Source organism: Sorangium sp. So ce394 (genome assembly GCF_051474665.1).
Taxonomy (GTDB): Bacteria; Myxococcota_A; Polyangia; order Polyangiales; family Polyangiaceae; genus Sorangium; species Sorangium cellulosum_D.
On sequence record NZ_CP150339.1, the window covers coordinates 2,640,533 to 2,666,955 of the forward strand.

Consider the following 26,423-nt stretch of genomic DNA (forward strand, 5'->3'; position numbering starts at 1 on the left):
GAGGGCGTCAAGGTCGAATCTTTACGCTTGCGTCAGATGGCTGATGATTTCTTATGCAATCTGCTGCCTCCTGGAAGACGACATCAGAGCGATCGTCGAGTTACGCGTTCGCGGCGGCGTGAGCTGGATCGACCTGCCGATGCTGCCCCGCACCACCTACGGCACCGTCTTCGCCCGGGGTAGCCGCCGCCGGCGCTGCGTGCGCGCTCGCCCCCCCACTGCGCCCCCCACTGCGGCGCGCCACGACGAGCGCGGCGCGAGCACGCCGGACGGGCGGCCGTACACGCTCCACGTGTCCTTCGCGCCCTGAGCGCCGGCGCCGCCGCCCGCCGTCCCACGCCGGCCTGCGCTCCGGCGCGCTCCGATCTCCCCCTGACGACTCCGCCCTGGAGGGCGGCGCCTCCAGGCTGAGGGGGCGCGCCCTCAGCGCGCCGGCGCGGGCGCGGACCGCCCGGGCCGCGGAGCGCGCGAAGGCGCGAAAATGCCGGCGTGCGCGCGGCCGAGCGCCGGGATCGGGGAGTGGCACGCTTCCTGTTTATAGGCGTTGCGTGACGCTCGGCGCGGCCCAAGCGGCGAGCAGGGCGACCCGGGCGACGGATGGCCTCGACTCCGTCGCACCCGCGGCGGACCGCCCGCGCGTCAGATCACGTGTCGTTCAACTAAATACCTGAAAGAGAGCTCAATCATGAAGCGTGCAATGATCCTCCTCGCCTCGTCGCTCGTGTCCTCGTTCGCGCTCGTGGGCTGCGTCGCCGACGCGACGGACCTCGACGCGGAGCTGGCCGGCTCGGAGGAGGTCGAAGAGACCTCGCAGGCGCTGTGCGTCGATATCTCCGCCCTGCAGGTCGACCAGACCGCGGCCCAGTCGAACTCGAGCGACGTCGGCAGCTTCACCCTCCGCGAGTCGCCGGACAACACGTACTACAGCAGCAAGGGCAACTACGTCGTCGAGGTCACGAACGTGAAGAACGCGTTCGCGTCGACCCAGACGGCGATGGCGTACAGCGTCAACGCCCCCAAGTCGAAGAGCGTCTGCGAGCACACGACGACGACGGCGACGCTCTACGGCTTCGACGAGGTCGAGGGCTGCTGGGTGCAGATCGGCGCGACGAAGAGCAAGGCCGGCGTGTACTACCCGGGCGGCGGCTTCATCCAGCCGAGCTGCGATGACGTCGTGAGCTGGTCCATCCCGAAGACGGTCACCAAGGTCCGCATCAAGGGCAAGTCGGTGCTCCAGACGACGTTCGGCCCGGCCGGTCAGAAGATCGCGGAAGGCACGAGCTGGAGCCACTGATCCGGCGCGAAGGGCGGGGGAGCGGGCGGCCGCCTGCGCGCCCTCCCGCCGCCGACGCCGGTCGCCAGGCTACGTGAGCGCCGCACCTGGCTCAGGGGGTTCCTCTCCGGCGCTGCGCGAGATCTCAGCCAGCTTCTGGAGGGCGCGCCCGAGTACGCTGGCGCGCGCCTCATCGAATGACGAGCCCGCGCGTCCACGCGTCGTGGGAAGTGCTCGAGTCGCCCTGGATGGGCACCTGCGGCGCCAGGAAACGCGGCCCGCGGCCTGACCAGGTGTCGATGAGCATCAGCGCCATGGCGAGGAGCTCGCGGCGCGCGTCGCGGTCGGCGTTGGCGTAGACGCACGCGCCGGTCGGCGGCGTGGCGGCGAGGGCGCTATGGATGGGCCATGACCATGACCCATCCCCGATTCAAGGCCGCGGCTGTCCAGGCCGCCCCAGCCTTTCTCGATCTCGACGCCGGCGTGGACAAGGCCGTGCGCCTCATCGCCGAGGCCGCTGGCCACGGCGCCTCGCTCATCGCCTTTCCGGAGGCGTGGCTGCCCGGATACCCGTTCTGGATCTGGCTCGGATCACCGGCCTGGGGCATGCAGTTCGTGCAGCGCTACGCCGACCAGTCGCTCGAGGTGGGCGAGCGGCATATGGCGCGGCTACGCGAGGCCGCGGCGCGGCACCGCATCCACGTGGTGATGGGCTACAGCGAGCGCGCCGGCTCGAGCCTCTACCTCGGACAGGCCCTCCTCGGCCCCGACGGCGGGCTCATCGCCGCGCGGCGCAAGCTCAAGCCCACGCACGCCGAGCGCACCGTCTTCGGCGAGGGCGACGGCGGCGACCTGAAGGTGCACGCCACCGCGATCGGGCGGCTCGGGGCGCTCAACTGCTGGGAGCACATCCAGCCGCTCGTGAAGCAGGCGATGTTCATCCAGGGCGAGCAGGTGCACGCGGCCTCGTGGCCCAGCTTCTCGGTCTACCGGGACATGGCCTACTCGTTCGGCCCCGAGGTGAACGCCGCCGCCAGCCGGATCTACGCCGTCGAGGGGCAGTGCTTCGTCGTCGCCGCGTGCGCCACGGTATCTGAGGAGATGACGGCGCTCCTCTGCGACTCGCCGGAGCGGGCCAAGCTCCTCGTGTCCGGCGGCGGCTTCGCGATGATCTACGGCCCGGATGGCCGTGCGCTCGCAGAGCCGCTCGACGAGCGCGCAGAGGGCCTGATCTACGCCGACGTCGATCTCGGCCTGATCTCGCTCGCCAAGGCGGCGGCCGACCCGACGGGACACTACGCGCGCCCGGACGTGCTCCGGCTGCTGTTCAACGAGACGCCCCACCGGCTGGTCGAGCGGTTCACCACGGAGCTCCACGAGGCGGAGCGGACCGCGTGATCGCCCGCGGCCGCCCGGCCCCACGCCGCGCCCGCCTGCCACCCCGCAGGCCAACACGTCCACGAGGTACACCCTGCGGAGCAGGCTCGCCCAGTCGATGCGCGCACCGACTGGCTTGGTGACGCCGGTGCCGAGGCTCGATGCGGCCTTTTTGAGCCTCTGTCAGCTGAGCAGGATGGCGATCAAGAGCGCGACGCTGAGCAAGAGCGATACGACGACGGACGCAATGAGCCACGGCCGCATCGCCGGCGAGGTCCACCCGGACGCGCGCGATGTCGCGCTCGTCGGGTGCCCCGGAGCGCCGTGGTGCATCGTAACGGTCGGCTCGAGCTCCCTCGGCGCGCCCTCCATCGCCGCGATGGCCGCGTCGATGGCCGCGATCACGCTGGTAGCCGTCGGATAGCGTTGGGTTGGGTCTCGCTGGACGAGCCACATCACGATCGCCTCCACGTCGGGGCGGAACCCTAATCCCGGAGCACGCTGGCGGAGCGGGGGCGCATCCTCGAGGAGCCGCTGCCGGAACGAAGATTGGCCGTCGCTCGCGTCGAACGGGCCTCTCCCGGACAGCATTTCGTACAAGATGATTCCAAGCGCATAAAGATCTGCGCGAGCATCGACGGCATCCATGCCGCGCACGGCCTCCGGCGCGAGATACCTGAGCGTGCCGAGGACTTGGTCGGCAGCGGTGAGGTCGTGGCCTTTGCGCGTGGCCTCGCGGCTTTCGGTGGACAGGAGCTCTACGTTCACCTTGGCGAGGCCGAAATCGATGAGCTTCACCTGATCACGGGCGTCGAGAAGGATGTTCTGCGGCTTCACATCGCGGTGCACGATCCCCTTCGCGTGCACCGCTTCCAGAGCAGACGCGATCTGCCTCGCGATGTGGAGCGCGCGTCGCGCGGGGAGCGGCGCCGAGGCGATCACGTCCTGGAGCGGGGCGCCCTCGACGTACTCGAGGACGAGAAAATGCGACCGATCCGCGAGCTGACCGAAGTCGCTTGCCGAGACCACGTTCGGATGCTGGATATGCGCCCCCGCGATCGCCTCGCGCTCGAACCGCGCCACGATCTGGGGGAGGTTCCGGGCGCTCGGGTGGAGGACCTTGATCGCGACCTGCTTGCGGAGGTGCACCTGCTCGCCGCGGTACACGGCTCCCATGCCGCCCTGCCCGATGAGCTCGTGGACGCGGTACCGCTCCGAGATCAAGCTCCCGATCAGCGCTGGCGCTTTGTCGTCCGAGCGCACCAGCGTGGGTGCGTCGTCCGACCACGGCCGTGCCGCAGTCTCGATTTCTTCCCCAAGGGCCGAGCTTGAGAGCTCAACGACGGATGCGTCGCGTTGTTTCCCGAGCATCGGCACCGTGACGTCGTCGGTGCTTGAGCGCCCCCTCGGTGGAGTTATCCCTGGCATGCCGAGGAGTGTACACGCACAAAGGTGCCGAGAGCGGAGGAACCGCACCGCCGTCCGAGTGGACATCATGCACAATCGGCCCACCGCACGGAAAAGCTGTGCAGTTCCGCGATGTTCGGGGACCTGGTCCCGTGCGCCGACATCAGCCTACAAGGATGACCACAGCGCATCGAGCCGTAGCTCGCCGGTCGCCGCCCGTCTCTGCGCCGCCCGCATCGTCGGGACCTCCAGCCCCGCCCCGAAGGCGCGATGAAGACATCGAGGGCGGGCGATCGGGGAGCTGGGCGGCGGCGTGCTCTTCGGCACGCCGACACGGTACAAGATGAGGCCGCCGCTCCTCACAGAGCTATTCCCATTGGAGCTCGGAGGGGTGGTAGGCTTTGAGGCCGTCAATCGGAATGGGCCCGTCGGGGGTGCCGCTGCACACCTTGACGCCCTCATCATTCGTGCGTACTGGATAGGCGTATTTCAATTTCGACGTGACGCAAAATGGATACTTGCCGTCCTTCATGAGGAGGCGATACTTGCCATTGGGGGCGGGCCGGCGCGTAGGTAAGGGCGCAGCGGTCGGGGATGTCGGCGAGGGCCCAGCGGTCGAGGATGGTGTGCTGGTACTGGAGGATGGCGTGCTGGTACTGGAAGACGTGGCCATCGTGCGAGAGCTGCCGCTCGCCTTGTCCTCTTGAGATGTCTCATCGTCCGCGCTCTCGCGAGCGTCTTCGGCGGAGCCTCGCGAACGAACGACGAATAGTACAGCGGCAAGAAGAGCGGCGACGACGAAAGAGCCAATCACTGCGATCATCAAGAATGGCGAATTCGAGTCCGCTTGTGGGCTGGTCGCGACAGATTGCGGCGGCACGGACACGACCATGGGTGCCTGCATCGCTTGGCTGGGAGCAGGAGCGGCCATCGTCGGGCCATCGACGCTGATCGCAGACGACACGTCGGCTCGGATCGACGCTGGGGTCGGCGCGTGAGGGGGAGCACTGGCGCCCAAGACTCGCTCGATGTCCTCCCGCATGGCGCGGGCCGTTGGATAGCGGCGCGACAGATCGAAGGCGAGCGCGCGATCGACGATGGCGCAGACCTCCGGGCTGACAGAGGGCGCAACGGTGCGCAGGGCCGGCGCGGGCTGCGTCGCCATTTTGATGAGGAGCTCGCTCTCCGTGGAGCCCTCGTGCACACGGCGTCCCGCTAAAATTCGAAACATCGTCGCGCCGACGGCGAAGATGTCGGCCCGCCCATCGATCTCGCCACCAGCGATTTGTTCGGGCGACATGTAAGGTAGAGTCCCGAGCATCGCGCCGATGCGCGTGCGAACATTGGAGCCGCCCTGCCTCATTCGAGCGATCCCGAAGTCGAGGACCTTGACGCCGCCTGACGATGTCAAAAACAGATTGTCGGGTTTGATGTCTCGATGGACGATGCCAAGCCCGTGCGCGACGTCGAGCACCTCGAGCACGGTCGAGGCGACGCGGAGCAGCTCGCGCTCCTCGATGCCGCCGGAGCGGTGGGCGCGCTTGCCGAGCGATTCGCCGTCGAGCAACTCCATCACCAAGAACGGCGAGCCATCTTCGCTCGTATCGATGTCGACGACATTGACGGCTGCGGGGTGGCCGAGCTGGTTCACCGCGAGCGCCTCTTGCTCGAACCTGGCTCGAAGCTCCTTGGAGACCGCGATCTCCGGATGGAGGATCTTGATCGCGCAGCGCCGGCCGATCCTGTGTGTCGCCTCGTAAACTGCAGCCATCCCGCCCACGCCGATGAGCGAATCGATGCGCCATTTGCCCCGGAGGACCGTTCCGATTCGTGCTGTACAGTGTGCGAGCTGAGGATCGTCACTCATTGAGGTTCAGGTTCCGATGTATGCCGGATGCGAGGATAGGTAAAACATCCCCGCTGAGCGGGCGGGGCTCGACGATACCATGAGACGTTCTGCACCGGCAATGGAGCTCGAGCGCTGGAGCCCCGGGTCGAGCTCCTGTTTGGCGACGAGGGAGAGCCAGAGGTCGCCGCACCCCGGCCGTGACGGCGGGCTCGATCAGGGCCTCTCGATCAGCTCCCGAGCGCTCCGGCGAGCTCCATCACAAGAGCCCGGCGCCGACCCAGAGCCCGGGCTCGTAGGCCACGAGCGCATCCACGTCGCTCGAGCCGAGCAAGAGGAAATTCACCGGAGAGACACCGACGAACAGGTGCGGCGTGATCGGGAGCTGGATCCCCCAGGCGAAGCGGCCGCCGAAGGCGCCGACGCTCTCGAAATACGGCGAGTCGAAGAAGATGCGGTAATAGCCCGGCGTGATCCCGATCGACATCTCCAGATGCGAGCCGACGCCCATCACGAGCCGGAGCGGCACGCCGGCCGCAACCTGGTCGACGTCGGTGGTCGAGACGCTCCGGAGCTCGACGCCGATCTCGAAGCGGCGCGTCTCGCTCAGGCGCAGGCGCGCGAGCACGTCGAGATCCACGGACATGCCATCCTTGACCGCGAAGCGCGCCGGAACGAAGTAGCCGGAGATCCCGAGCGAGAGGGCCATTCGGCGCGCGTTGGCCTCCGCCTGGGGGCCTGTCCCGGGCTCCTCGGCCGCGGGCTCCGGAGGCGCTTTCGGCGTGCGCCCGGGCGGCCGCGCGGCGGCCGCGGCCGAGGGCGGGGGAGACGCGGGGGACCCGCCCGCCGAGGGCGGCGGGGAGGGGTAGGGCGGGGGAGGCCCGCCGGCCGGAGGCGGCGGGTACGGATACGGCGCGGGGTACGCGCCTGCCGGAGGCGGCGGATACGGATAGGGCGCGGGATATCCGCCCGCTGGAGGCGGCGGATACGGATAGGGCGCGGGATATCCGCCTGCTGGAGGCGGCGGGTATGGATAAGGCGCGGGATACCCGCCTGGCGGGGGCGGCGGATACGGGTAGGGCACGGGATACGCGCCCGCCGGAGGCGGCGGGTACGGGTAGGGCGCCGGAGCCGGCCGCGCCGCCGGAGCCCGCGGCGGCGGCGCCACGGGCGGCGCCGAGCCCGCCGCGGCGGGCTTCGCGGCCGGCGGCGGCTCGGAGCGCGCCGGCTGCGCCGCGGCCTCGCCCGAGGCCAGGCTCAGGGCGGCGAGCGCCATCAGCGCGGGGGCCGCGGCGGCGCCGCCGCGACCCCCGCGGGCACGGCGCGCGCGCAGGACGGCCGCCGCGAGGCCCAGCAGGAGCGCGAGCGAGACGAGCTGGGCGGTGCTCAGCCCCCCGTACACGCCGCGCCCCGCGTCGCCGCGGAGGAGCTCGACGAAGAACCGGCCGGCAGCGTAGAGCGCGAGCCAGGTCCCGAAGGCGCGGCCGTCCCGGTGCCCCCGGACGAGCCAGAGGGCGGCGATCGCGCTCGCCAGCAGCCCGAGCGCCGCCTCGTAGAGCTGCGTCGGGTGCACGGGCAGGCTCGGCGCCCCGAGGGGCACCCAGCCGGCGGCGACGTGATCCGCCGCCGCCGGGCTGCCCGCGGGAAACCGGACGCCCAGCGCGCCCGCCGTGACGCGGCCGTAGTCGCACCCCGCGAGGAAGCACCCGGTCCGCACGCTGGCGTACGTGATCCCGAGCCCGGGCACGAGCCGGTCGAGGAACGGCAGCACCGGCGCGCCGCGGCGGAGCAGGACCAGGCCGGCGACGGCGACGCCCGCGAGGAGGCCCCCGTACGCGGCCCGGCCGGCGTGGAGCACCGGACCCCACGCGCCGCGCGCGAGCGCCTCGGGCACGGCGCGCAGCGCCTCGAAGGCGTAGCCGCCGAGGAGCGCGGCGACGTAGCCCCAGAGGAGCGCGCGACCCTCGACCCCGACGTCGCCCCGGTCCCGGCGCACCAGCCAGAAGAACGCCGCCGACCCGAGGAGCCCCGCGACGGCGACCATCACCGCGTAGGTCGGCGCGAGCCACGGCGGCAGGCCGTGGCGCTCCAGCCAGAGCATCAGCGCCCGGCTCACGCCCGCCTCCGGATGCGCAGCAGCATGTAGCCCGCGGGCACGAGCAGCCAGAACGCGCCGCCGAGGGGCACGGGCGCGCCAGGGCGGCCCCCTCCGAGGTCACGCCCGCCCGCGCTCAGCCGGCAGCTCGTGGCCGAGCCGCTGCCCGCCGTCGGATCGCCGTCCTTGCAGCTCTGGTTGCAATCGCGGCAGTTCTGGTTGCAATCGCTGCAGTTCTGGTTGCAGTCGCTGCAGTTCTCGTTGCAGCCCGCGATGTCCTCGTTGCAGCCGGCGCAGCCGCCGCCGCAGGTGCCGCAGTCGCCGTCGCCGGACGAGCTGCTCGGCGCGCCGATGGGGACGCCGGCCGGCGAGGTCGGCTCGCCGTACTGGAGGCAGCGGTCGAGCACGGCCATGCACCCCGCGTCCGCGGCGAAGGCGAGCGCGCCGTCGCGGTCGGCGATCGGCAGCGCGGCGCACGCGCCGCTGCCCGCGGCGAGGACGCACTCCTTCACCCCCTCGATGCTCATCAGCGCGAGCACGCAGAGCGCCTCGGCGTTCATCGCGCCGGCGTTGACCCACGCGCACTCCGCCTGCGCGTCGGCGAAGCGCGGATCCGTGCGCTCGTGCTCGCATCGCCCGGCCTCGACGCAGGTGCACACGTCCCGCACGCCGGCGGCGCACTCCGCGACCGACCCGGGGAGGTGATACGGGTTGGCGCGCACCGACTGCGGCTCGCTCCGGGGGAGCTCGGGCAGCGCGACGCCGCCCTGGGGGCTCTCGAGCGCGGGCGCGTCCGAGGGCGGGAGGGCGCTCAGCGCGACCAGCCACGCGGCGTTGACGTAGACCGCCCCCTCCTGGGCGACCACGCCCGCCGGCAGCCCGGTGACGCGGACGAGCTCGCGCGCGCCCGCGCGCCGCGCGAGGTCCGCCACGATCGCGCCGGCCCGGCCGCCGAGCGCCGCGTCCTCGAGCCCCGCGGTCTCCGGCGACGCCGGCTGGCCCGCGAGGACGGGCCGGGCCAGCGGCCGCTCCGACCCGCGCTCCGCAGCGAGGGAGCGGAGCACGAACCCCTCGGCGGACGGCTCGAGCGCGCCGAGGACGATCGCGTCCTTCCCGAGCTCCTCCCGCGCCGCGTCCGCGCTGCGGACCAGCGCCGGGGCGCTCGCGATCTCCGCATCGAGGATCGGCGTCTCCTCCCCCTGCTCGCGGTGCGCCTCCTCCAGCCGGGCCGCGACGTCGTGGAGCGCCTCCTCGGGCAAGGCCGCGAGGACCTCCGGCGCGGCGCTCAGCGCGTCGCGCAGCGGCAGGTCCTCGTACGGCGGCGTCTCCGCGCTGCACGCGCCCAGCGCGGCGATCGCGAGCAGCACGGCGGCACGGCGGATCGCGCTCTCGATGACGACGTTCGTTGGCATGCCCCCCCTCGCTCCCCGGGGCGCGCGGACCCGGACTGGACACGTCGCGCTCGGCTGGCGCGGGCGCATCGCCGGTGAGGACACCGCCGCGAGGAGACACGACGAGCGTGCCAGAAGGCGCGGCGCCGGCCAAGGCCCATGCGGGGGAGCGCCGGTGAGGGAGATCGCGCCGATCGCGAGTGGCTCCTTCGACGCGGTTCCTCTCGGCGTCCGACATCGGGCGGGCCTGGCAACCTGGTGGGATATCCGCGTCGCCGCGACGCGCAGGGGCGCTGACAAGCCGCTCGATACCACCCTCCGCCGCGGCCTCACCGGCGTGTCGAATTTCGGTTCACACCTCGCGCCGGCGCGGGTCTGCCTCGGGGAACGCCGGCGGAGGGCCGGCCTCACCCGAGGAGCGGAGCCATGACTCGCATCCATTTGAGAGCACACCTGTGGACCAAGGCGGCGCGGACCCTGACGGCGCTGGGCGGCCTGCTGGCCGCGACGGCGGCCCCGGCCAGCGCGCGTGCCGAGATCCTCGCTTACGACGAGCACGACGGGGAGGTGGGCGGCGCCGTCGGCTGGGCGGACGATTGGCCCTTCGCGCGGGCGGGGGGCGAGCTCGTGCAGACCGCCGCCTACGTTCGCCGCCGGTTCGCGGCCCCGCTGTCGGCCGCGCACGCCACCCGGTGGATCGCCGTCACCGGCCGCATGGCCGCGCCCCCGATCGCCTATGCGTACCACGTGCCCATGGGCGTCAGCTCCTGGACGACCGCCCACCAGCACCCCGGCCTCCATTTCGACACGTCGAGCCCCGCGGGCCTGCTCGTCGACGGCGCCGGCCCGACGAGCGGCATCGCCGGGACCACGCTGCAAACGTGGCTCGCGCGGTACGTGTTCGGCCCCGCCAACGCGAACGGCCGGTACAGCGCGATCGTGAGCATCTGGGCCGGATCCGGCGCCGGCCGCCGCATCGACCCCGGGGCCCCGCCGGCCGTCGTCCGCACGCTCGCCGACACCACGCTGGACAGCCTCTATGCCGGGCAGAGCGACGCTCAGGACCTCTTCTTCGTGGAGCGCGAGAGCGTGGCCACCACGGCTCGCGAGGCGCTCGCCGCGCCCGAGCGCGATCTCTACGTGGTCGCGCACCAGGACGACGATCTGCTCTTCATGAACCCCGACATCGCGGACTCGATCCAGGCGGGGAATTCCGTGGAGACGGTCTATGTCACCGCGGGCCTTGGCGGCAATTGCCTGGACGTGATGGGCGAGCGGGAGGCCGGGATGAAGGCCGCGTACGCGGCGATGGCCGGCCTCGCCAACAGCTGGAGCTGCGCCGAGGCCGCGGTGCTGGGCAAGGATCTCGTGCGCTGCGCGCTCGACGGGAGCGCCGGCCGCGTCGGGCTCGTGTTCCTGCGGCTCCCCTCGTCCCCGGACACGGCGCTCCTGAGCGACCTCTGGAACGGGGGCGCGCCGACCCTGACGCGCGTCGACCGCACGGGCGACGAGTGCGACTACAAATGCCCCTCCGACGACCCCGCCGACGACGCGTGCGACGACCCCGCCGGCGAGATCCCCTCCGACGAGCTCCCCGTCGACTACACCCGCGAGGAGCTCATCGACGTCCTCGCTCGCCTGATGTCCGATTTCCGCGCGAGCCGCGTCGGCACGCTGAACAGCGACCACGGCCACGCCGGCGACCACACCGATCATTATCACACGTCGCTGTTCGCGTTCGCCGCGCAGCAGGCCTACGCCGCGGGGCACGCGCTCCAGACCTACCGGGGCTACGACATGTCGAACGAGCAGGCGAACGTCTCCGACGAGGAGTTCGACATCACCTGGGACGCGTTCCGGTGGTATGCGCAATGCGACCGATTCACCTGCACGGACATGAGCGCGTGCGGCACCGGCACCACCTGCGAACCGGACAACTCGAGCTATCGCGCCTGGGCGCGCCGCCGGTACGTGGCCTCGGCGATCGCGGGCGTCTCGGGCCGCCTCGGCGCGCTGGGGGGCAAATGCCTCGCGGCCGCGGGCGCGTCGAGCGGCGCGCCCGTGGTCCTCGCCGATTGCTCCATGGCCGCGGCGCAGCAATGGACCGTCGCGGAGGACCGCATCGGCGGCCCCGGCGGCCGCTGCCTCGGCGTCGCCGGCGGCAGCGCGTCGAACGGCGCGCCCGTGGTGCTCGAGAGCTGCGCCGACACGAGAGGCCAGGCGTGGACGATGCTGGACGGCGGGCAGATCCGCGGCCTGGAGGGGAGGTGCCTCGCGGTCGCCGGCGGCAACGCCGCGAACGGCACGCCGGTGCAGATGGTCGACTGCAGCGGCGCCGAGGCGCAGCGGTTCGCGATCCAGCTCTCGGCGCCCACCCGCTGGTCGTACGGCAACGATTTCTCGGACGCGCAGATCGGCACGAGCGAGTCCTACACCCGCACGGTCCGGCTCGGCGACGTGAACGGCGACGGCAAGGCCGACGCGTGCGTGCGGCGCGCCGACGGCGTGTATTGCGCGCGCAGCAATGGCGCGGGCGGGTTCCTCCCCGCGCAGCGGTACACGACGGAGTTCTCCGACGCGAACGGCTGGCAACCCGCGCGCTACGGCAACACGATCCAGCTCGCCGACATCGACGGCGACGGCAAGGCCGACATCTGCGGCCGCGGCGTCTGGGGCATCCTCTGCCAGCTCGCGAACGCCGCCGGCGACGCGTTCGTGGCCTCCGGCGGCGGCTGGTGGACGCACAGCTTCTCCGACGCGGAGGGGTTCGACGACGCGCCGGGCTATTACCGCTCGATCCACCTCGCCGACGTGGACGCCGACGGCTACGCCGACGTGTGCGGCCGCGGCGCCGACGGCCTGCGCTGCGCGATCAACACGACCGCCGGGAGCTTCGGGGCGGCGGCGCTCTGGCTCGCCGAGATGTCGGACGCGAACGGCTGGCTCCCCGAGCAGTACGGCGCCACGATCCAGCTCGGCGACATCGACGGCGACGGCGCGGCGGACGCCTGCGGCCGCGGGCCGTCGGGCGTGGTGTGCGCGGTGGCGAGCGCTTCCGGCGCCGGGTTCGTGCGGCCGCACGTCTGGTCGTACAGCCGCGGGGGCGCGCCGGATTACGGCGACGGGTCGGAGTTCGACGCGGCGCCGAGCCACTGGGGGAGCCTCGGCCTCGGCGACATCGACGGCGACGGCGCCGCCGACCTCTGCGGCCGCGGCGCCTCCGGCGCGCTGTGCGCCCTGTCGAACCGCCTCGGCTTCGGCGCGGCGCGCCCCGCGTCGATCGGCGCCTTCGGCGATGCCCAGGGGTGGCTCGCCGCGCGGTACGGCGCGACGGTGCAGCCCGGCGACGTCGACGGCGACGGCCGCGCCGACCTGTGCGGCCGCGCGTCGGACGGCCTCTGGTGCGCGCTCGCGCCGTGACGCGGTGACGGCGGTCCGGCCGCGCGTTCCGGCTTCGCGTCGACCCTCTCTCCGCGGCGTGGGCCTGCGGCGCCGCCGCCGCGGGACGGCGGGATCGCCGGCTGCGGGTCGTCGGCGGACGGTGATACCCTCGGCCCCACGATGTCCCTCGACCGAGAGCACCTCGAGCGCGAGGTCCGCGAGCGCTGCGAGAGCGGCGCCGTCGCCCGGGCCGCCGAGCTCGCCATCCGCGGCTACGGGCCCGAGATCCTCGGCTTCCTGACCGCGCTCCTCCGCCGCGAGGAGGACCCCGACGATGTCTTCTCGCTGTGGTGCGAGCGCATCCTGCGCGGGCTGCCGACCTTCGCGTGGGAGTGCTCGCTCCGCACCTTCGCCTACACGATCGCGCGGAACGCGGCGAAGAACCACGCCCGCGACAGGCGCGCCCGCGAGCGGCGCGTGCGCCCCTCGCTCGGGACGACGGAGCTGAGCGCGATCGAGCAGCAGGTGCGCACCGAGACGCGGCCGTACCTGCGCACCGACGCGAAGGACAAGCTCATGGAGCTGCGCGAGGCGCTGCCGCCGGACGATCGGATGCTGCTCGTGCTGCGCCTCGACAAGGGGCTGGAGTGGAAGGACGTGGCGCGGGTGATGCTCGGCGAGGAGGCGGTGGACCAGGCCGCGCTGAAGCGGGAGGCGCAGCGGCTGCGCAAGCGCTTCCAGATCGTGAAGGATCAGCTCGTCGAGGCGGGCCGGCGCGCGGGGCTGCTGGGCGAGGGGTGACTCGCTCCGCCCGCGGGCGCTACCACGCGCCGAGCGCGCCGCCGTGGGCGCCCGCGGCGACGGGCTCGGCGCCGTCGTCGCCGAGGCAGCCGGCCGTCAGCGCCGGCGAGCCGGCGCTCAGGTGAAAGTCGCCCGCGAGCAGGTCCGCGAAGAACGGGTCAGCCTCGATGTTCCCGTCCTGACCGGGCACGATCACGTTGCCCAGGCGCTCGTTCCCGAAGAGCACGTTGCACCGCACGCGCCCGCGCTGCACGTGCTCCTGCTCGAGCGCGGCGCCGTTCGCGATGATCACGTTGTTGAGGACGTCGAGCTCCGCGGCGTCCGCGACGATCGCGTGATCGCGGTTCTCGTAGAACACGTTCTGGGCGACGACCGCGTGATCCTGCAGGTGGCTCCCCACGAAGCCATGGCCGTTCCCGATGAACACGTTGTTGCGGACCACGGCGAGCGCGTGGAAGTAGAGCATCACGCCGACCTCGTTGCCCTCGATGATGTTCTGCGTGAGGAGCAGCGACGGACGCGCGCACTCTTCCCAGTTATCCCCGCTGTGGCCGTCCGCGTAGACGGCCGCGGAGTACCAGTTGCCCGAGCAATTCAGCACGTCGCGCGAGCAGTCCCCCGCCGATCCCACGTTCCGCAGCCTGAAGCCCCGGACGACGGCGTTCTGGGCGCCGGTGTAGTCGATGAGGTTCTCGCTCAGCCCCTCACCGTCGAGCACCGTCGTCGTCGCGCCCGCGCCGACCAGCTTCACGCCCGAGCGCAGGCGGAGGTGCTCGTGGTATTCCCCGGGCTGGACGAAGACGGTATCGCCATACGCCGCGGCGTCGATGGCCGTCTGGATGCTCGGGTAGGCGTCCGGCACCACGAGCACGCGCTCCTCGCCCGGGATCGGGAGCGAGCACCCCGCCGTGCCCGTGCTCGCGTCCAGCACCTCGCCGCCCTCGTCGAGCGCCACCGCGGACGCGAGCGCCGCGTCGCCGGTGGCCAGCGTGATGAGCGGGCCCGTCGCGCTCTCGACGTCCAGCACCGCCGGGGCGTCCGAGGTCACGACCAGGCTGTCGACGGTCACGCGCTCGCCGCCGGGCACGCGGAGCCGCAGCGCGGAGGACGCGCCCTGGGCCGATCCATCGGTGCCGCCCGGCGCGTCGTCCGGCCTGCTCGCCCCGCCAGGCGGATCGGGGATCGAGGGCCCCTGGGGATCCCCTCCTGTCGAGACCTCTGTCCCACACGCCGCGATCCACACCGTGGCGCAGAGCACTCCGAAGCGAGAGATGGTGTTCATGGCGGTGAGCTCGGCAAACGCCATGCCGCTCCGCTGAAGAAGAGAGCGACGGGTTCGGCCGCGATCCGGGAGCGGCGTGTGTCACGCTGAGCCACGCGCCGGGCGACGCTGACAGCCGCCGCGGGCGCGCGGGAGCGGCTAACGCTTCGATCCGGCGGCGTCGAAGCGCGGGACCTCCGGGAGCTCCGGGGCGTCGAGCCCGGCGAACGGATCGCGCCAGGCGTCGAGCTGCCACAGGCGCGCGTGCCAGGCTGCGACGTGCGGGTAGTCCGAGAGCGGCAGCCCGGCGAGATCCGCGAACGGGAGCACCGACGCCATGCGAAAGTCCGCGTACGAGACCGCGCTCCCGACGAGCCAGTCCCTGCCGCTCAGGACCTTGTCGAGCAGCGTCGCCGCTTCGGCGAACCCCGAGAGCCCCTCCGCCACGAGGTCGTCGCGGATGGGGCCGAGCCCGTAGCGCTGCTTCGTCACGCGCTCGAAGTGGACCTTGTCGCACGCGGCGACGAAGTTGTGCGTGCCCCAGCTCAACCAGCGGATCATCTCCGGTTGTGCGGCGCCCGTGCGCCAGAAGTCCGAGCCCGTGAGCTGCGAGAGGCGGCACGCGATCGCGTCCGTCTCCCAGAGCGACTGGCTCCCCTCGACCAGGATGGGCACGCGCAGGTTCGGGTTCAGCGCGCGAAACTTCTCCTGCTGCGACGGGTCGAGAGGCGCCGCGTGGATGTATTCCACGGGAGCATCGAGGTGGCGCGCCACGGCGACGGCGACGCGTGGATTCAAGTTCCGGCTGAAGTACAGTTTCATGGATCGTCCTCTCCCGCGGGCTGGCTCTGCTCTTTCGAGCGGTTTCACCCCGTTCGTCGAGCGGTGGTAAAATTTGAACATGAAGGCGGGCAGTCGGGAAGAAAACCTTAATGATCTTCTCGCCTTCCCGCCTTCATGTGGACTCTCTCTGGGCAAAGTTGACCACTACCGTTCGTCGCTCTACGGTGAACGCACGAGGCCTCGCAAGTGCGTTGGGCGCTAGCCCGCCAGCGTGGCGGCGAACCGCTCGGGGCGCCGCACGCCGCGGGCCTCCATCCACGCGTCCGCCGCGGCGACGAGCGCGCGCCCCTCGTCGCCGCCGAGCCAGACCCCCCGCGCGCGGCGCGCGGCGGCCGCCAGCAGGGCAGCGCCAAGCCGGTCGAGCGCGGCCTCGGCGCCGCGCATGCGGTCGGCGGCCTCGGCCGCGCGGCCGCGCTGCGCGGCGACGCTGGCCCGGATCATCGCGGCGACGGGCGGGCCCCAGAAGACGTCGCGCCGATCGAGCGCGCGCGCGTCGGCGAGGGCGAGGGCCCGCAAGGCGACCGCCCGCGCGCCGCCGCGCGCGGCGACCGCGAGGGAGGCGAGGGCGCGCAGGTAGTGGAGCTCGCCCCGCACCAGCGGGATCGCGACCATGCCGGAGCCGAGGAGCGGCGGCGTCGCCGCCAGGACGAAGCGCAGCGCCGCGGCCGCGTCGCCCTCGTAGAGCGCGATCCGCCCGCGGGCGAGGACCTCGCGGAAGTGCTGGAGGTGGTAGCCGGCGCGCGACCAGCGCTCCATCGCGGCGTCCACCGTGGCGCGCGCCGAGGCCGGCCGATCGGCGGCGAGGTCGAGCAGGTACGCGCCGTTGAGGCGGATCATCGTCTCGCGGTAGCGGTCGCCGCGCTCGCGCGCCTCGGCGAGGAGATCGGCCGTGATCGCGGCGAGGCCGGGGATCTTGCCCTGGAGCCAGAGCACCGTCGCCAGGAGCGCGTGCGCGAAGCTCCCGCCGCTCCCGCTCTCGCCGCCGTGCGCCCCGAGCGCCGCGCTGCTCCGCCCGAGGAGCACCTCGGCGCGCTCGATCTCGCCGCGGGCGAACGCGGCCACGCCCTCGGCCAGCAGGTGGAAGTTGCGCGCCTCCGGGCGCGGCGAGCGCGCGGCCACCCGCTCGAGGAGCGCCAGCAAGGCGGCGGCGCGCCGGCCGCCGTCGCGCTGGCCGCGGAGCGCGGCGTGGATCGCCTCGAGGGTGAGCGCCCGCGCGAGGCGGTGCGGCTCGCCGGCGTCGAGCGCGAGGAGCAGGTGCCTCGCCGCGAACGGCGCGCTCTGGACGGGCGCCGTCACGGCCAGGCTCGCGGCCGCGTGGCACGCGTCCATGGCGAGCAGGTCGCGGCCCGGGATCTCGCGCTCCGCGCGCTCGCGGAAGGCGAGGCCGCGGGCCCAGAGCCGCGCGCGCAGGGCGGCCGCCTGCGCGAGCGCCTCGAGCGTCGACGCCGGCCTGGAGAGCCCGAGCTCGGCCAGGACGCCGTCGAGCACCGATAGCCCTTCGTCCACGTACCCGCCCGCGAGGAGCAGCTGCATCGCCCGCAGCCGGTGGGCGAGCGCCTCGCGCGGCGGCTCGCGCGAGGCGACATCGAGGTACGCCTCCGCCGCATCGCGCGCCCGGCCGCCGCTCGCCAGCGCGGCGGCGAGCGCGAGCCGGGCGCCGCGGGCGACGGCGGCGTCAGGCTCGCCGAGCTCGAGCGCCTCGCGCGCGAAGCGCGCCGCCCGATCGAAGGCGAGGGCCGCCTGCGCCTGCGCGGCCGCCTCGACGGCGCGAGCCGCGGCCTCCGCGTCGAGCCCGGCCCCGCGGAGGTGGTGCACGAGCAGGGACGGCTCGGCGCCGCCCTGGCCCTCCAGCGCCCGCGCGAGGCGCAGGTGGTGCTCGCGGCGGCGCGCGCGCGGCAGCGCGGCGAGCACCGCCTCGCCGACGCGATCGTGGTACGGCAGGAGCTCCTCGCGCTCGTGCGCCTCCCGCACGCGCACGACCTGCGCGGCGACGAGCCGCGAGAGCGCCTCGGGCTCGTCCAGCGCCTCGCCCTCCGCCTCGGCCGCGCGCGCCGCGGTCCGCCGCGCGATCGGCTGCCCCGCCACCGCGACCACCTCGAGCAGCCGCCGCGCCGGCGCGGGGAGCCGCTCGATGCGCCCCGCGAGCAGCGCGGGCAGGTCGGGCACGGCGCCGCCGAGGTCGCCGCGCTCGGCCGCGAGGCGCGAGAGCTCGGTGATGAAGAGCGGGCTGTGGTGGGCCTCCGCCGCGATCCGCGCCGCCGCGCCGCCGGGCGCGCCCGCGCCCGCGAGCAGCGCGCCCGCGAGCGCCGCGGCGTCGGCGGGGGGCAGCTCGCCGACGTCGATCTCGTGCACGCGCACGTCCGCCGCGAGGCCTTCGCGCAGCGCCGCGAGCAGCGCGCGCAGGACGGGGCTCGTTTCGGCCTCCTCCGCGCGGTACGAGGCGACGAAGAGCAGCGGCGGCGCCGCGGGAGGGCGCATCAGCTCGATGAGCAGCGCGACGCTGTCGAGGTCGCCCCACTGGAGATCGTCGACCGCGAGCACCAGCGCGCGCGCCCGGCCGAGGCGCGCGCACAGCTCGCGCAGCGCGGCGAAGGCCCGGCGCCTGCGCTCCGCGTCGTCCGGCGCCGCGCGCTCCCGCGGCGCGGCCGCCGCGATCGCCGGCACCTCCCGCAGCACCGGGAAGGCGCGCCCGAGCTCGACGACGTCGTCGGGCAGCCACGCGGCGAGCTCCTCCGGCGCCGCGCGGGCGAGGAGCCGGCCGAGCTCGTCGACGACGCCGTCGAGCGCCTTGTACGGCACCGACTCCTGCTGAAAGCAGCGCCCCGCGAGCGGGACCGCCCCGGGCTCGCCCCCGGCCGACTCCAGGAACCGCTGCAAGAGCGCGCTCTTTCCGATGCCCGACGATCCGCGGAGCAGCGCGACCACCGTGCGCCCCGCGCGCGCCTCGTCGAGGGCCGCGTGGAGCCGCCCGATCTCGGCCGCGCGGCCCACGAAGGGGGCCGCCGGCGCCGGGCGCCGCGCGATCGGGGCGCCGGCGGCCTGGCCGAGGACCCGCGCCGCAGCCTCGCGGGCCGTGGGTCGGGCCGCGGGATCGTGCGCCAGGAGCTCGCGGCAGAGGCGGTCGAGATCCTCGGGCGCGTCCCTCGCGGCGGGCCCCGGCGCGGGCGCCATGGCGCCTTGCGCGGGCAGGCGGCCGGTGAGCGCCTGGTGGAGCATCACGCCGACGGCGTACATGTCGGCGGCCGGCCCGACCGCGAGCCCCGCGGCCTGCTCCGGCGCCATGTACCTCGGCGTCCCCGCCCGCACGGGCGCCGTGGGGGCGTTGAGATCGGCGACGAGCCCGAAGTCGAGGACCTTCACGGCGCCGGCCGCGTCGACCATCACGTTCGACGGCTTGATGTCGCGGTGGAGCTTGCCCGCGTCGTGCAGGAAGGCCAGCCCCTCGGCGATCTCCCGGAAGGCCGCGCGCAGGCGCGCCTCGTCCGGCCCTCCCTCGCGGCGCACGTGCGTGAGCACGTCCGTGCCCGAGACGAGCTCCATGGTGAAGAACCAGCGCGCGTCGTCCCGGTGCAGCTCGTAGAGCCGGACGAGGCGCGGGTGGACGATCCCGGCCAGCGCGCGAAACTCCTGCTTGAACAGGGCGATGGCCCGCCCGTCCGGGCGCCGCAGCACCTTGAGCGCGACGAGCGCGCCGCGCTTCCGGTCGAAGGCCTCGTACACGGTGCCGAACCCGCCGCTCCCGAGGCGACGGCGGAGCGCGAAGCGCGGCGGATCCTCGCCGGCGGCGAGGAAGTCGCCGCTCTCGTCGGCGTCGATCGGGGCGACGGGGACGACCTCGGGCACGCGGGCGATCTGGCGGAGGAACGCGAGGGACGGCGAGGAAGCGGTGGAGCCGCCGCCGGAGAGGCTGTCGGCGTCGGCCGTGGCGCCGGCGGACGGCGCGGCGTCCGCCGTGACGCCGGGGGATGGCTGGGGATCGACCGTGACGCCGGGGGATGGCTCGGATCGGTGGTCTTCAGCGGACAAGCAGGGGCTCCTGGGGGAGGAGCATACCGTGGGCGCGCTTCACGATGCAGGCGCGGCCGGCGCGAGCGCGGGCGTGGGGAGGCGGTCTCGCCGCCTCACGCCGGGCCCTTCACCAGGCCTGGTGCCAGACCTGATCGCGGTCGGCCACCACGCCGGCGGTCGAGCCATACAGGACGTTGACGTGGCCGTCGTTGTCGTCGCCGCCGCGAGAGATGTCCTCGCCGGGCGCGCCGATGGCCAGGTCGGCCTTGCCGTCGCCGTCGAAGTCGCCGGAGGCCAGCGCGTACCCGGAGCGGTCATCGTCCTCCAGGCTGCCCTCCACGCCCGGGCTGTCCTGCGTGTACGCCGGGTCGCCGAGGGTCGACAGGCCCGTGGCGGTGCCGCGGAAGAGGTGCGTCACCCCGGCGTCGTCGTGGCCGTCGATGTCCTCGTGCGGCGCGCCGACCGCCAGGTCGGCCTTGCCGTCGCCGTCGAAGTCCCCCGACGCCAGGGCCCAGCCGAAGTGATCGCCGTCCGCGACGCTGCTGCCCACGTTCGGGCTGTCCTGGCTCAGCAGCGGATCCCCCGCGGCGGCGAGACCCGACGCGGTGCCGCGGAAGACGTGCACCACGCCGCCGCCGCCGTGCCCGGCGAAATCCTCGTGCGGCACGCCGATCGCGAGGTCGGCCTTGCCGTCGCCGTCGAAATCGCCCGAGGCGAGCGCGTAGCCGAAGTGATCGCCGTCCTGCACGGTTTCGGCGACGTTCGGGCTGTCCTGGTGGAACATCGGATCGCCGATGGCCGACAGGCCCGCCGCCGTACCGCGGAAGACGTGCACCGCGCCGGCGCCGCCGTGCCCGGCGAGATCCTCGTAGGGCGCGCCGATCGCGAGGTCGTCGAAGCCGTCTCCGTTGAAGTTGCCGGCGGCCAGCGACCAGCCGAAGCGGTCCCCTTCCTCGACGCTGCCGGCCACGTTCGGGCTGTTCTCGTGGAACATCGGATCGCCGGCGGCCGACAGGCCCGCCGCCGTACCGCGGAAGACGTGCACCGCGCCGCCGTCGTCGTGGCCGTCCACGTCCTCGTCGGGCGCGCCGATCGCCAGGTCGGCGTAGCCGTCGCCGTTGAAGTCGCCGGTGGCCAGGGACCAGCCGAAGTGATCGCCGCCCTCGACGCCGCCGGCCACGTTCGGGCTGTCCTGGTCCCAGCCCTGATTGCCGGCGCTCGTGAGCCCGGACGGAGAGCCGTAGAGGATGTAGACCGAGCCGCCGTCGTCGTCGCCGCCGATGTCCTCGCCGGGCGCGCCGATCGCGAGGTCGTCGAAGCCGTCGCCGTTGAAGTCGCCGGCCGCCAGGGCATAGCCGAAGCGATCGTCGTTCTCGGCGCTGCCCACCACGCCCGGCGAGTCCTGGTGCCACAGCTGGTCTCCGCCGCTCGTCAGCCCGAGGATCGATCCGTAGATCACGTTGACGGCGCCCGCGTCGTCCGCGCCGTTGATGTCCTCGTAGGGCGCGCCCACGGCCAGGTCGGCGTAGCCGTCTCCATTGAAGTCCGCCGTGGCCAACGCCCGGCCGAAATGATCGTCCTTTTCGGCCTTGTCCTCGGTGTGGCCGTCGGTGATCCGCTGCGCCGGCACCACCGCGCAGCGGTAGCTCGACGCCGAGCCCGGCGCGACGTCGGGCTGGGTGCCCCCCGGGCAAGGGTTGACGGGGTAGGGGTGGTGCGACGGCGCTTTGACATTGGCGCAGTTGCCCACGCCGTAACGGTCGCAGTCCGAGGTCGTGTACGCCGTGACCTGCGCGGGGACGCCGCCCTCGCTATGGACGGCGCTCACATCCATGCTGTCGCCGTCGAACTGGACGAGCAGGAAGTAGCTGTACGTCGCGGAGCCGGTGCGAAACCACGGGATCTGGACGCCGTTCACGGCGATGTTCCCCCTGTGGCCGGCCTGGCTGTGGATGTGCCCCGAGAAGATGCCGAGGACGTTGTATTCGAAGCCGGTGATGGCGCCGATGAACTCCGCGTCCGTGGTCGACATGTCGTCGCCGAAATCGTGCATGTTGATGACGGCGCGCTGCCCTTCGCCCACCGCGTCGGCGAGCTCGTTCCGGAGGAAGTCGATCGACTTCGAGATGTGGAAGTCGGGCTCCTCGTAGGTGGGGTGATTGTGGAGCTGGATGAAGCGGATCCCGTTCTTCACGAACGAGTAGGCCACGCTGCCCGGATCGTAAGCCTCGAGCTGGCCGCGGTGCTTCTTGATCCAGCGCTCCATCCACCGCCGCGACTCGTTGCCGCAGTAGTTGGATCCCTCGCCGGTCATCCGGTCGCACTCGGCGCACCCCTTGTCGCAATCGCAGGCGCCCACGAGCTCGCACAGGTCGCAGCCGGGGCTCGCCGCGCAATACCCGCAGGCCTCGGCGATGTCCTGCGCCGAGGCGCCGCAGCTGTCGTGCACGTTGCTCCCGTAGTCGTGGTTCCCCAGCCCCGGGAAGACGTCGACAAGGAGGTCGTCTTCATACTGATCCTCGTACGCGGCCCACTGGTCGGGGCGGGCGAACGAGGTGAGATCGCCGTTGACGACGACGGCGCTTGGCGCGCTGTAGCCTGGGGGCGTCGCGCCCTTGACGAGCGCGTTGATCGCCTTGACCTGATCCCGGTTGGTCTTGTTGCCCAGGGCCTTGATGTCCGCCGACGAGAGCTTGGCCTCCGCGGCGTCCTCGCCCACGAGGTCGTCCTCGCTCCACCAGTATTGCGGATCGGAGGCGATGACGACCGAGAACGGCGCCACGGCCTGGAGCGGCGCGGGGGCCTCGGCGAGGGGGGCAAGCGGCTCGACGTCGGCGGCCTCGCACGCGGCGAGGGCCATGGCGGTGCCCAGGGTGGTGCCCAGGGGGGTGCCCAGGGTGGTGATGGACAGGAGGATCGGCGCTGCGCGTCTCATACGGGTCTCCTTTCGGGTGTCGCTGAGGCAGACCCGGCCCGCGGAGGATGTGACGGACGCGATGTTATGGGAGGCGGCGCGGCCGCGCCCCGGGGTCCGGGCCGCGGGCCCCCGCGCCGGCGGGGGCGCGGGCGGGTCGAGCGGCGCGCGCGCTGGTGGAGCCATGATGGCGGCGGTTCGCCATCGCGGGCGCCCGGCGCCTGGCGCGCGGACGCGCCCGGAGCGGGGCCCTTCGGGTCAGCTCGCGCTGGGATCGGCGACGCGGCCGACGAACAGGAGGCTGCCCGTCGCGTTGTCGCGGATGAGGAACAGGAAGGGATTCACGAGCGCGAGCGACGCCGGCACGGGCGCCGACTCGTCGCCGACGATGACCGCGGTCGCGGCCGCCGCCTCGGTGCCGGCCTCGTTCACGCCGACGAACGCCTTGTGGAGGACGTCCTGGATGTAGGGCTGTCCCTCGGCGTTGATGCCGGTGAAGTCCGCGACCCCGGACGTGAACGCGATCTCCATCCCCATCGCCTCCAGCGTCTTCTTGAGGCTCAGCTCGTACTCGAACTTGAACTTGGGCATCGTGGTCTCGACCAGGTGCTCGCTCATCGCGCCGACGATGCCGTCGACCTTCGCCGCGTCGAGCGACGCCTCGAACGCGTCGAGGGTGCCCTTGGCCGGCAGGACGATCACCATCGACAGCTCGTCCCCGTCGTAGGGCATCGCGACCGCCTGGTAGCCCTCGCCCTCGGCGTACGGCATCTCCAGGCTGGCGTGCATCAGGGGCACCGTCACCTCGGTTCCATCGGCCTTCTCGAACGGCCCATCCGCCGTCGCGGTGGGCTCGAAGGGGGTGCGCCACGCCGCGTTGAAGTAGATGGCGTTCGTGAGGACCAGCACCGTCTCGGCGGTGATCGCGTCGATGGGCACCAGCTTTTCGATCTTGCCCTCGGTCTGGTCGCTGACCCAGCCATTGATGAGATCGACCGCTTCCTGCTTGTGGCCCACGAAGTCCACGACGCGCATTCCGGCGCCGTAGTTCAGCGCGAGCGTGTCCAGGAAGGGCGCCTCGAACCCGTAGCCGATCTGCCCCCAGAGCGCGTTCACGACGTTGAGGCGGAAGCCTTCGCCGTCGGCGCCCTGGGCGCCCTGACCGCGGCTCTCGAGCTCCTGGTCGATCCAGTTGAACGCCGGGTGGAGCTTGTCCTGCCCGAGGCCGAAGCGCAGCGTGTCGGCCATGGCCGTCTCGGTCTCGCCCTTCGCGCCGGCCCAGGTCATCGCGAGCGCTGTCGAGATGCTGTAGGGCGAGTAGAAGACGTTGCCGGGCTCCTCGCGGAGCTGTTGGTAGAGGTCGAGCGCGAACGCGGAGTTGCCCGAGACGAGCGCGGTCTTGTCCTCCGGAGGGACGTCCGGGGTCGAGATGCGCTGTTTGTCCGAGGCGACCACACATCCGGGCTTGTCGCCGTCGCGGCACGCCTCGTCCCCGGGCTCGGGGCTCGGGGTGGGCTCGGTGGACGTCTCGCAGCCGAGGAGCGCGGCCAGAGACAGGGCGAGGAGCGGAGCGCAGGTTCGGAGGGTTCGCATCATGCCGCCCCGCCCAGCATCGGCCGTGCCGCGCCGGCCCGCGATCGCGGGCGCGTGGGTTTCCGGGGCGATGCGCGCGGGGCGACCGGGCCGCTGCGCTCCGGGCCTTCCGCTCCCTGACATCCGGAGAAGCGTTGGCCCGTTCTGGCACAGGATGCTTCGCCCGGGCCGCCGAGCGCTACCTCGTCGGACGTCACGTCGGCGGGGTCGAGGCTCGCGCTCCCGCTACCGCGCCGGGGTGATGGTCACCTTCAGCATCTGGTTCGACGCGGGATACGCATACCCGTCGTCGACGGGGCGCACCTGGTCCGTGGGATCGTCGGCGCCCATCTGCGGCCCGGCCTGGCGCGGCGCCTGGTCGGGGCCCACGCCGGGCCACTGGTTGGCCTCGGTGCCCGCGTCCCAGATCGTGACTTGGTCGGAGACATCGCCGCTCACCGGCTCGCCGCTCGCGTCGAACAGCGCGATCCCCTGCGCGCTCGGCGCGAAGAACAGATCGTTCGATTGCCCCAGCATGGACGCGAAGCTCAGCCGCTCGCCGGGCCGCGCGGTCACCGTGAAGCTGAGCTTCGCGCCGGGCAGCAGCGGCCCCGGCATCGAGGCGCCCACGGGCGTGTTGTAGACCAGCACCGACGAGATCCCGCTCTCGCCCCCGACCTCGGGTTCCAGCGACGCCGCGAGCGCGGTGGGGTTCCCGTCCTCGGCCAGCATTTCGAGGCCCTTGCCCCGGTCCGCCTCGCCCGACATGAACAGGGGCGCTCCGGACCCGTGGACCACCGCGACACCAGGCGCCACCGGCGAGGTCAGCCCCGCGCGGGGCATGGCTCCCTCGTGCAGCATCGTCGGGTTCCCGTCCTCGGCCTGCGCCTCCAGGCCGTTGTCGGGGTACGCCTCTCCGACCGTGAACAGCGGGTTGTCCATCGTGTGCACCACGAAGAGCCCCGGCGACAGCGGCACGGCGGCCGGCTCCCCGCCCTCGGGCATCAGCGTCCCCGCCTTTGACATGTTGGTGATCCGGATCGTGAACTCATTGCCTGGCTCCGGCGTCACGGTCACCTGGATGACCTCCTCGACCGGCGGGTAGGTATAGTCATCGTCGACCAGCCGCACCGTGTTGTCCGGATCCGGAGCGCCCGTGTCGGGGCCGGTCTGCCGGGGCGCCTGGTTCGGCCCGGCGCCTGGCTCCTCGTTGGCCTCGGTGCCCGCGTCCCACAGGAGGACCTGGTCGGTCACGTCGCCGCTCACCGGGGCGCCTTTCTCGTCGTAGAGCGCGATCCCGGCGCCGTCGGGCGCATAGAACAGATCGTTGGATTGACCGAACATGGTCGTGAACGACAGCCTGTCGCCCGGTAGGGCGCCGACGCGGAGCTCGAAGCTCTTTTCGGGGAAGAGCGGGCCGGGCATGCTCTCGCCGACGGGGGTGTTGAACACGCCGGCCACCCGGTACTCCCGCGCGGGCGTCACGTTCTCGAGGGTGACCTCGAAGCTCGTGACCGCATCCCCGCCGGCGGACCCGCTGGCGTCTCCCCCGCCCATGCCACCGGCGCCGGTGGTGTCGCCGCCGTCGCTGTCGCCGCAAGCGGCGGCGAGGGTGAGGACGAGGGGCAGGGCCGACAGCGCGCGATTCCGAATCTTCATGAACATCCTCCAGAAGCGGTGATTGAGATGACGCGACCTGGATCGCCCTTGCCGCGGCGAGCCGCGTGGCAGTGGGCGCTCCTCCAGCACGCCGCGGAGACCGGAGCGGCCGCGGGCGCCAGCATGGCGCCCGCCTCGGCCTGCGATGGCCCGTGGCGCGTCGTTCGAGGGTGCTACGCGTGGGGGGTGGGTCGGTTTCGCAATGGTCGCGCGCGCCTGCTCGATCGTGCTCGGGAGGAATTTTTCGACGCGGCAGGTGGCCGCCGGCGCGCTCGCCTCGCAGCCCTTGGGGGACCAGGCGACGCGTTGGGTGGTGGCCGTCGCGAGGGCACCGGGTCGAGCACCACGTCGACCAGCTCCTGCCCGCTTTCGGAACGGAGCTCGCGGCCGTCGACGCGGCGGCTGGCCCTGGGGCGACGACCGCGGCGACGAGGACGAGCATCGCGCTCGGACCGAGCCCCGCGAGCTCCGAGCTCACCCGGAATCGGCGGCCGAGGAGCGAGCTGTCGCGCGCACCGTCACATGCATGCTCGCGCGGATTGACGCGCTCGCCCTGCCGTTGAATCGTTGACACGCGATTCAGGGAGCTGCTATA

At 72.9% G+C, this 26,423-nt stretch carries 15 protein-coding genes; 5 read left to right on the forward strand and 10 right to left on the reverse strand.

The genetic code is table 11. The features are described from left to right. Positions 1 to 43 precede the first annotated feature (43 nt). The 3 genes from WMF33_RS09855 (at position 44) to WMF33_RS09865 (ending at position 2,671) form a co-directional block, all read left to right on the forward strand. Complete coding sequence (locus WMF33_RS09855; RefSeq protein ID WP_437336913.1) at positions 44 to 310, forward strand: hypothetical protein; 267 nt, start codon at positions 44 to 46, stop codon at positions 308 to 310. 375 nt (positions 311 to 685) lie between these two features. Continuing rightward, positions 686 to 1,294 carry a hypothetical protein gene (locus tag WMF33_RS09860; protein WP_437336914.1) on the forward strand — a complete coding sequence of 203 codons (609 nt, stop codon included), beginning with the start codon at positions 686 to 688 and terminating at the stop codon, positions 1,292 to 1,294. A 387-nt stretch (positions 1,295 to 1,681) separates the two neighbouring features. Continuing rightward, positions 1,682 to 2,671 (forward strand): carbon-nitrogen hydrolase family protein, encoded by a 990-nt coding sequence (locus WMF33_RS09865; RefSeq protein ID WP_437336915.1) that lies wholly within the window; start codon positions 1,682 to 1,684, stop codon positions 2,669 to 2,671. Between the two features lie 162 nt (positions 2,672 to 2,833). On the opposite strand, the gene WMF33_RS09870 is transcribed toward WMF33_RS09865, so the two are convergent. The 4 genes from WMF33_RS09870 to WMF33_RS09885 all read right to left on the reverse strand — a co-directional run bounded on the left by WMF33_RS09870 (position 2,834) and on the right by WMF33_RS09885 (position 9,410). Beyond that, the gene (locus WMF33_RS09870) at positions 2,834 to 4,021 is read right to left on the reverse strand and encodes a serine/threonine-protein kinase (RefSeq protein WP_437339462.1); all 1,188 of its coding nucleotides are present in this window, start codon (positions 4,019 to 4,021) and stop codon (positions 2,834 to 2,836) included. A gap of 403 nt (positions 4,022 to 4,424) precedes the next feature. After that, positions 4,425 to 5,924 carry a serine/threonine protein kinase gene (locus WMF33_RS09875; protein WP_437336916.1) on the reverse strand — a complete coding sequence of 500 codons (1,500 nt, stop codon included), beginning with the start codon at positions 5,922 to 5,924 and terminating at the stop codon, positions 4,425 to 4,427. Positions 5,925 to 6,162: 238 nt separating this feature from the next. Beyond that, positions 6,163 to 8,019 carry a prolipoprotein diacylglyceryl transferase gene (locus WMF33_RS09880; protein WP_437336917.1) on the reverse strand — a complete coding sequence of 619 codons (1,857 nt, stop codon included), beginning with the start codon at positions 8,017 to 8,019 and terminating at the stop codon, positions 6,163 to 6,165. Next, on the reverse strand, positions 8,016 to 9,410 hold the full coding sequence (locus tag WMF33_RS09885; protein WP_437336918.1) for a hypothetical protein: 1,395 nt from the start codon (positions 9,408 to 9,410) through the stop codon (positions 8,016 to 8,018). Before WMF33_RS09885 ends, WMF33_RS09880 begins: the two co-directional genes overlap by 4 nt. Before the next feature lie 405 nt (positions 9,411 to 9,815). Between WMF33_RS09885 and WMF33_RS09890 the strand changes: the two genes are divergently transcribed. Together WMF33_RS09890 and WMF33_RS09895 are read left to right on the forward strand one after the other, a co-directional pair. Continuing rightward, positions 9,816 to 12,809: a ricin-type beta-trefoil lectin domain protein gene (locus tag WMF33_RS09890; RefSeq protein WP_437336919.1), complete on the forward strand. Its 2,994-nt coding sequence runs from the start codon at positions 9,816 to 9,818 to the stop codon at positions 12,807 to 12,809. A 141-nt stretch (positions 12,810 to 12,950) separates the two neighbouring features. After that, a complete protein-coding gene (locus WMF33_RS09895) occupies positions 12,951 to 13,571 on the forward strand; it encodes an RNA polymerase sigma factor (protein WP_437336920.1) in 621 nt (206 codons plus the stop codon). A gap of 19 nt (positions 13,572 to 13,590) precedes the next feature. Here the strand turns inward: WMF33_RS09895 and WMF33_RS09900 are convergent, their stop codons facing one another. The 6 genes from WMF33_RS09900 to WMF33_RS09925 all read right to left on the reverse strand — a co-directional run bounded on the left by WMF33_RS09900 (position 13,591) and on the right by WMF33_RS09925 (position 25,828). Further along, positions 13,591 to 14,853 (reverse strand): NosD domain-containing protein, encoded by a 1,263-nt coding sequence (locus WMF33_RS09900; RefSeq protein ID WP_437336921.1) that lies wholly within the window; start codon positions 14,851 to 14,853, stop codon positions 13,591 to 13,593. Positions 14,854 to 14,991: 138 nt separating this feature from the next. Further along, positions 14,992 to 15,654: a glutathione S-transferase family protein gene (locus WMF33_RS09905; protein ID WP_437336922.1), complete on the reverse strand. Its 663-nt coding sequence runs from the start codon at positions 15,652 to 15,654 to the stop codon at positions 14,992 to 14,994. Positions 15,655 to 15,873: 219 nt separating this feature from the next. Continuing rightward, positions 15,874 to 19,701 carry a protein kinase domain-containing protein gene (locus WMF33_RS09910; protein ID WP_437336923.1) on the reverse strand — a complete coding sequence of 1,276 codons (3,828 nt, stop codon included), beginning with the start codon at positions 19,699 to 19,701 and terminating at the stop codon, positions 15,874 to 15,876. Positions 19,702 to 19,810: 109 nt separating this feature from the next. After that, positions 19,811 to 22,618: a hypothetical protein gene (locus tag WMF33_RS09915; RefSeq protein WP_437336924.1), complete on the reverse strand. Its 2,808-nt coding sequence runs from the start codon at positions 22,616 to 22,618 to the stop codon at positions 19,811 to 19,813. Between the two features lie 237 nt (positions 22,619 to 22,855). Then, positions 22,856 to 24,190: a serpin family protein gene (locus tag WMF33_RS09920; RefSeq protein ID WP_437336925.1), complete on the reverse strand. Its 1,335-nt coding sequence runs from the start codon at positions 24,188 to 24,190 to the stop codon at positions 22,856 to 22,858. A gap of 225 nt (positions 24,191 to 24,415) precedes the next feature. After that, the gene (locus tag WMF33_RS09925) at positions 24,416 to 25,828 is read right to left on the reverse strand and encodes a spondin domain-containing protein (RefSeq protein WP_437336926.1); all 1,413 of its coding nucleotides are present in this window, start codon (positions 25,826 to 25,828) and stop codon (positions 24,416 to 24,418) included. Between the last annotated feature and the right edge of the window lie 595 nt (positions 25,829 to 26,423).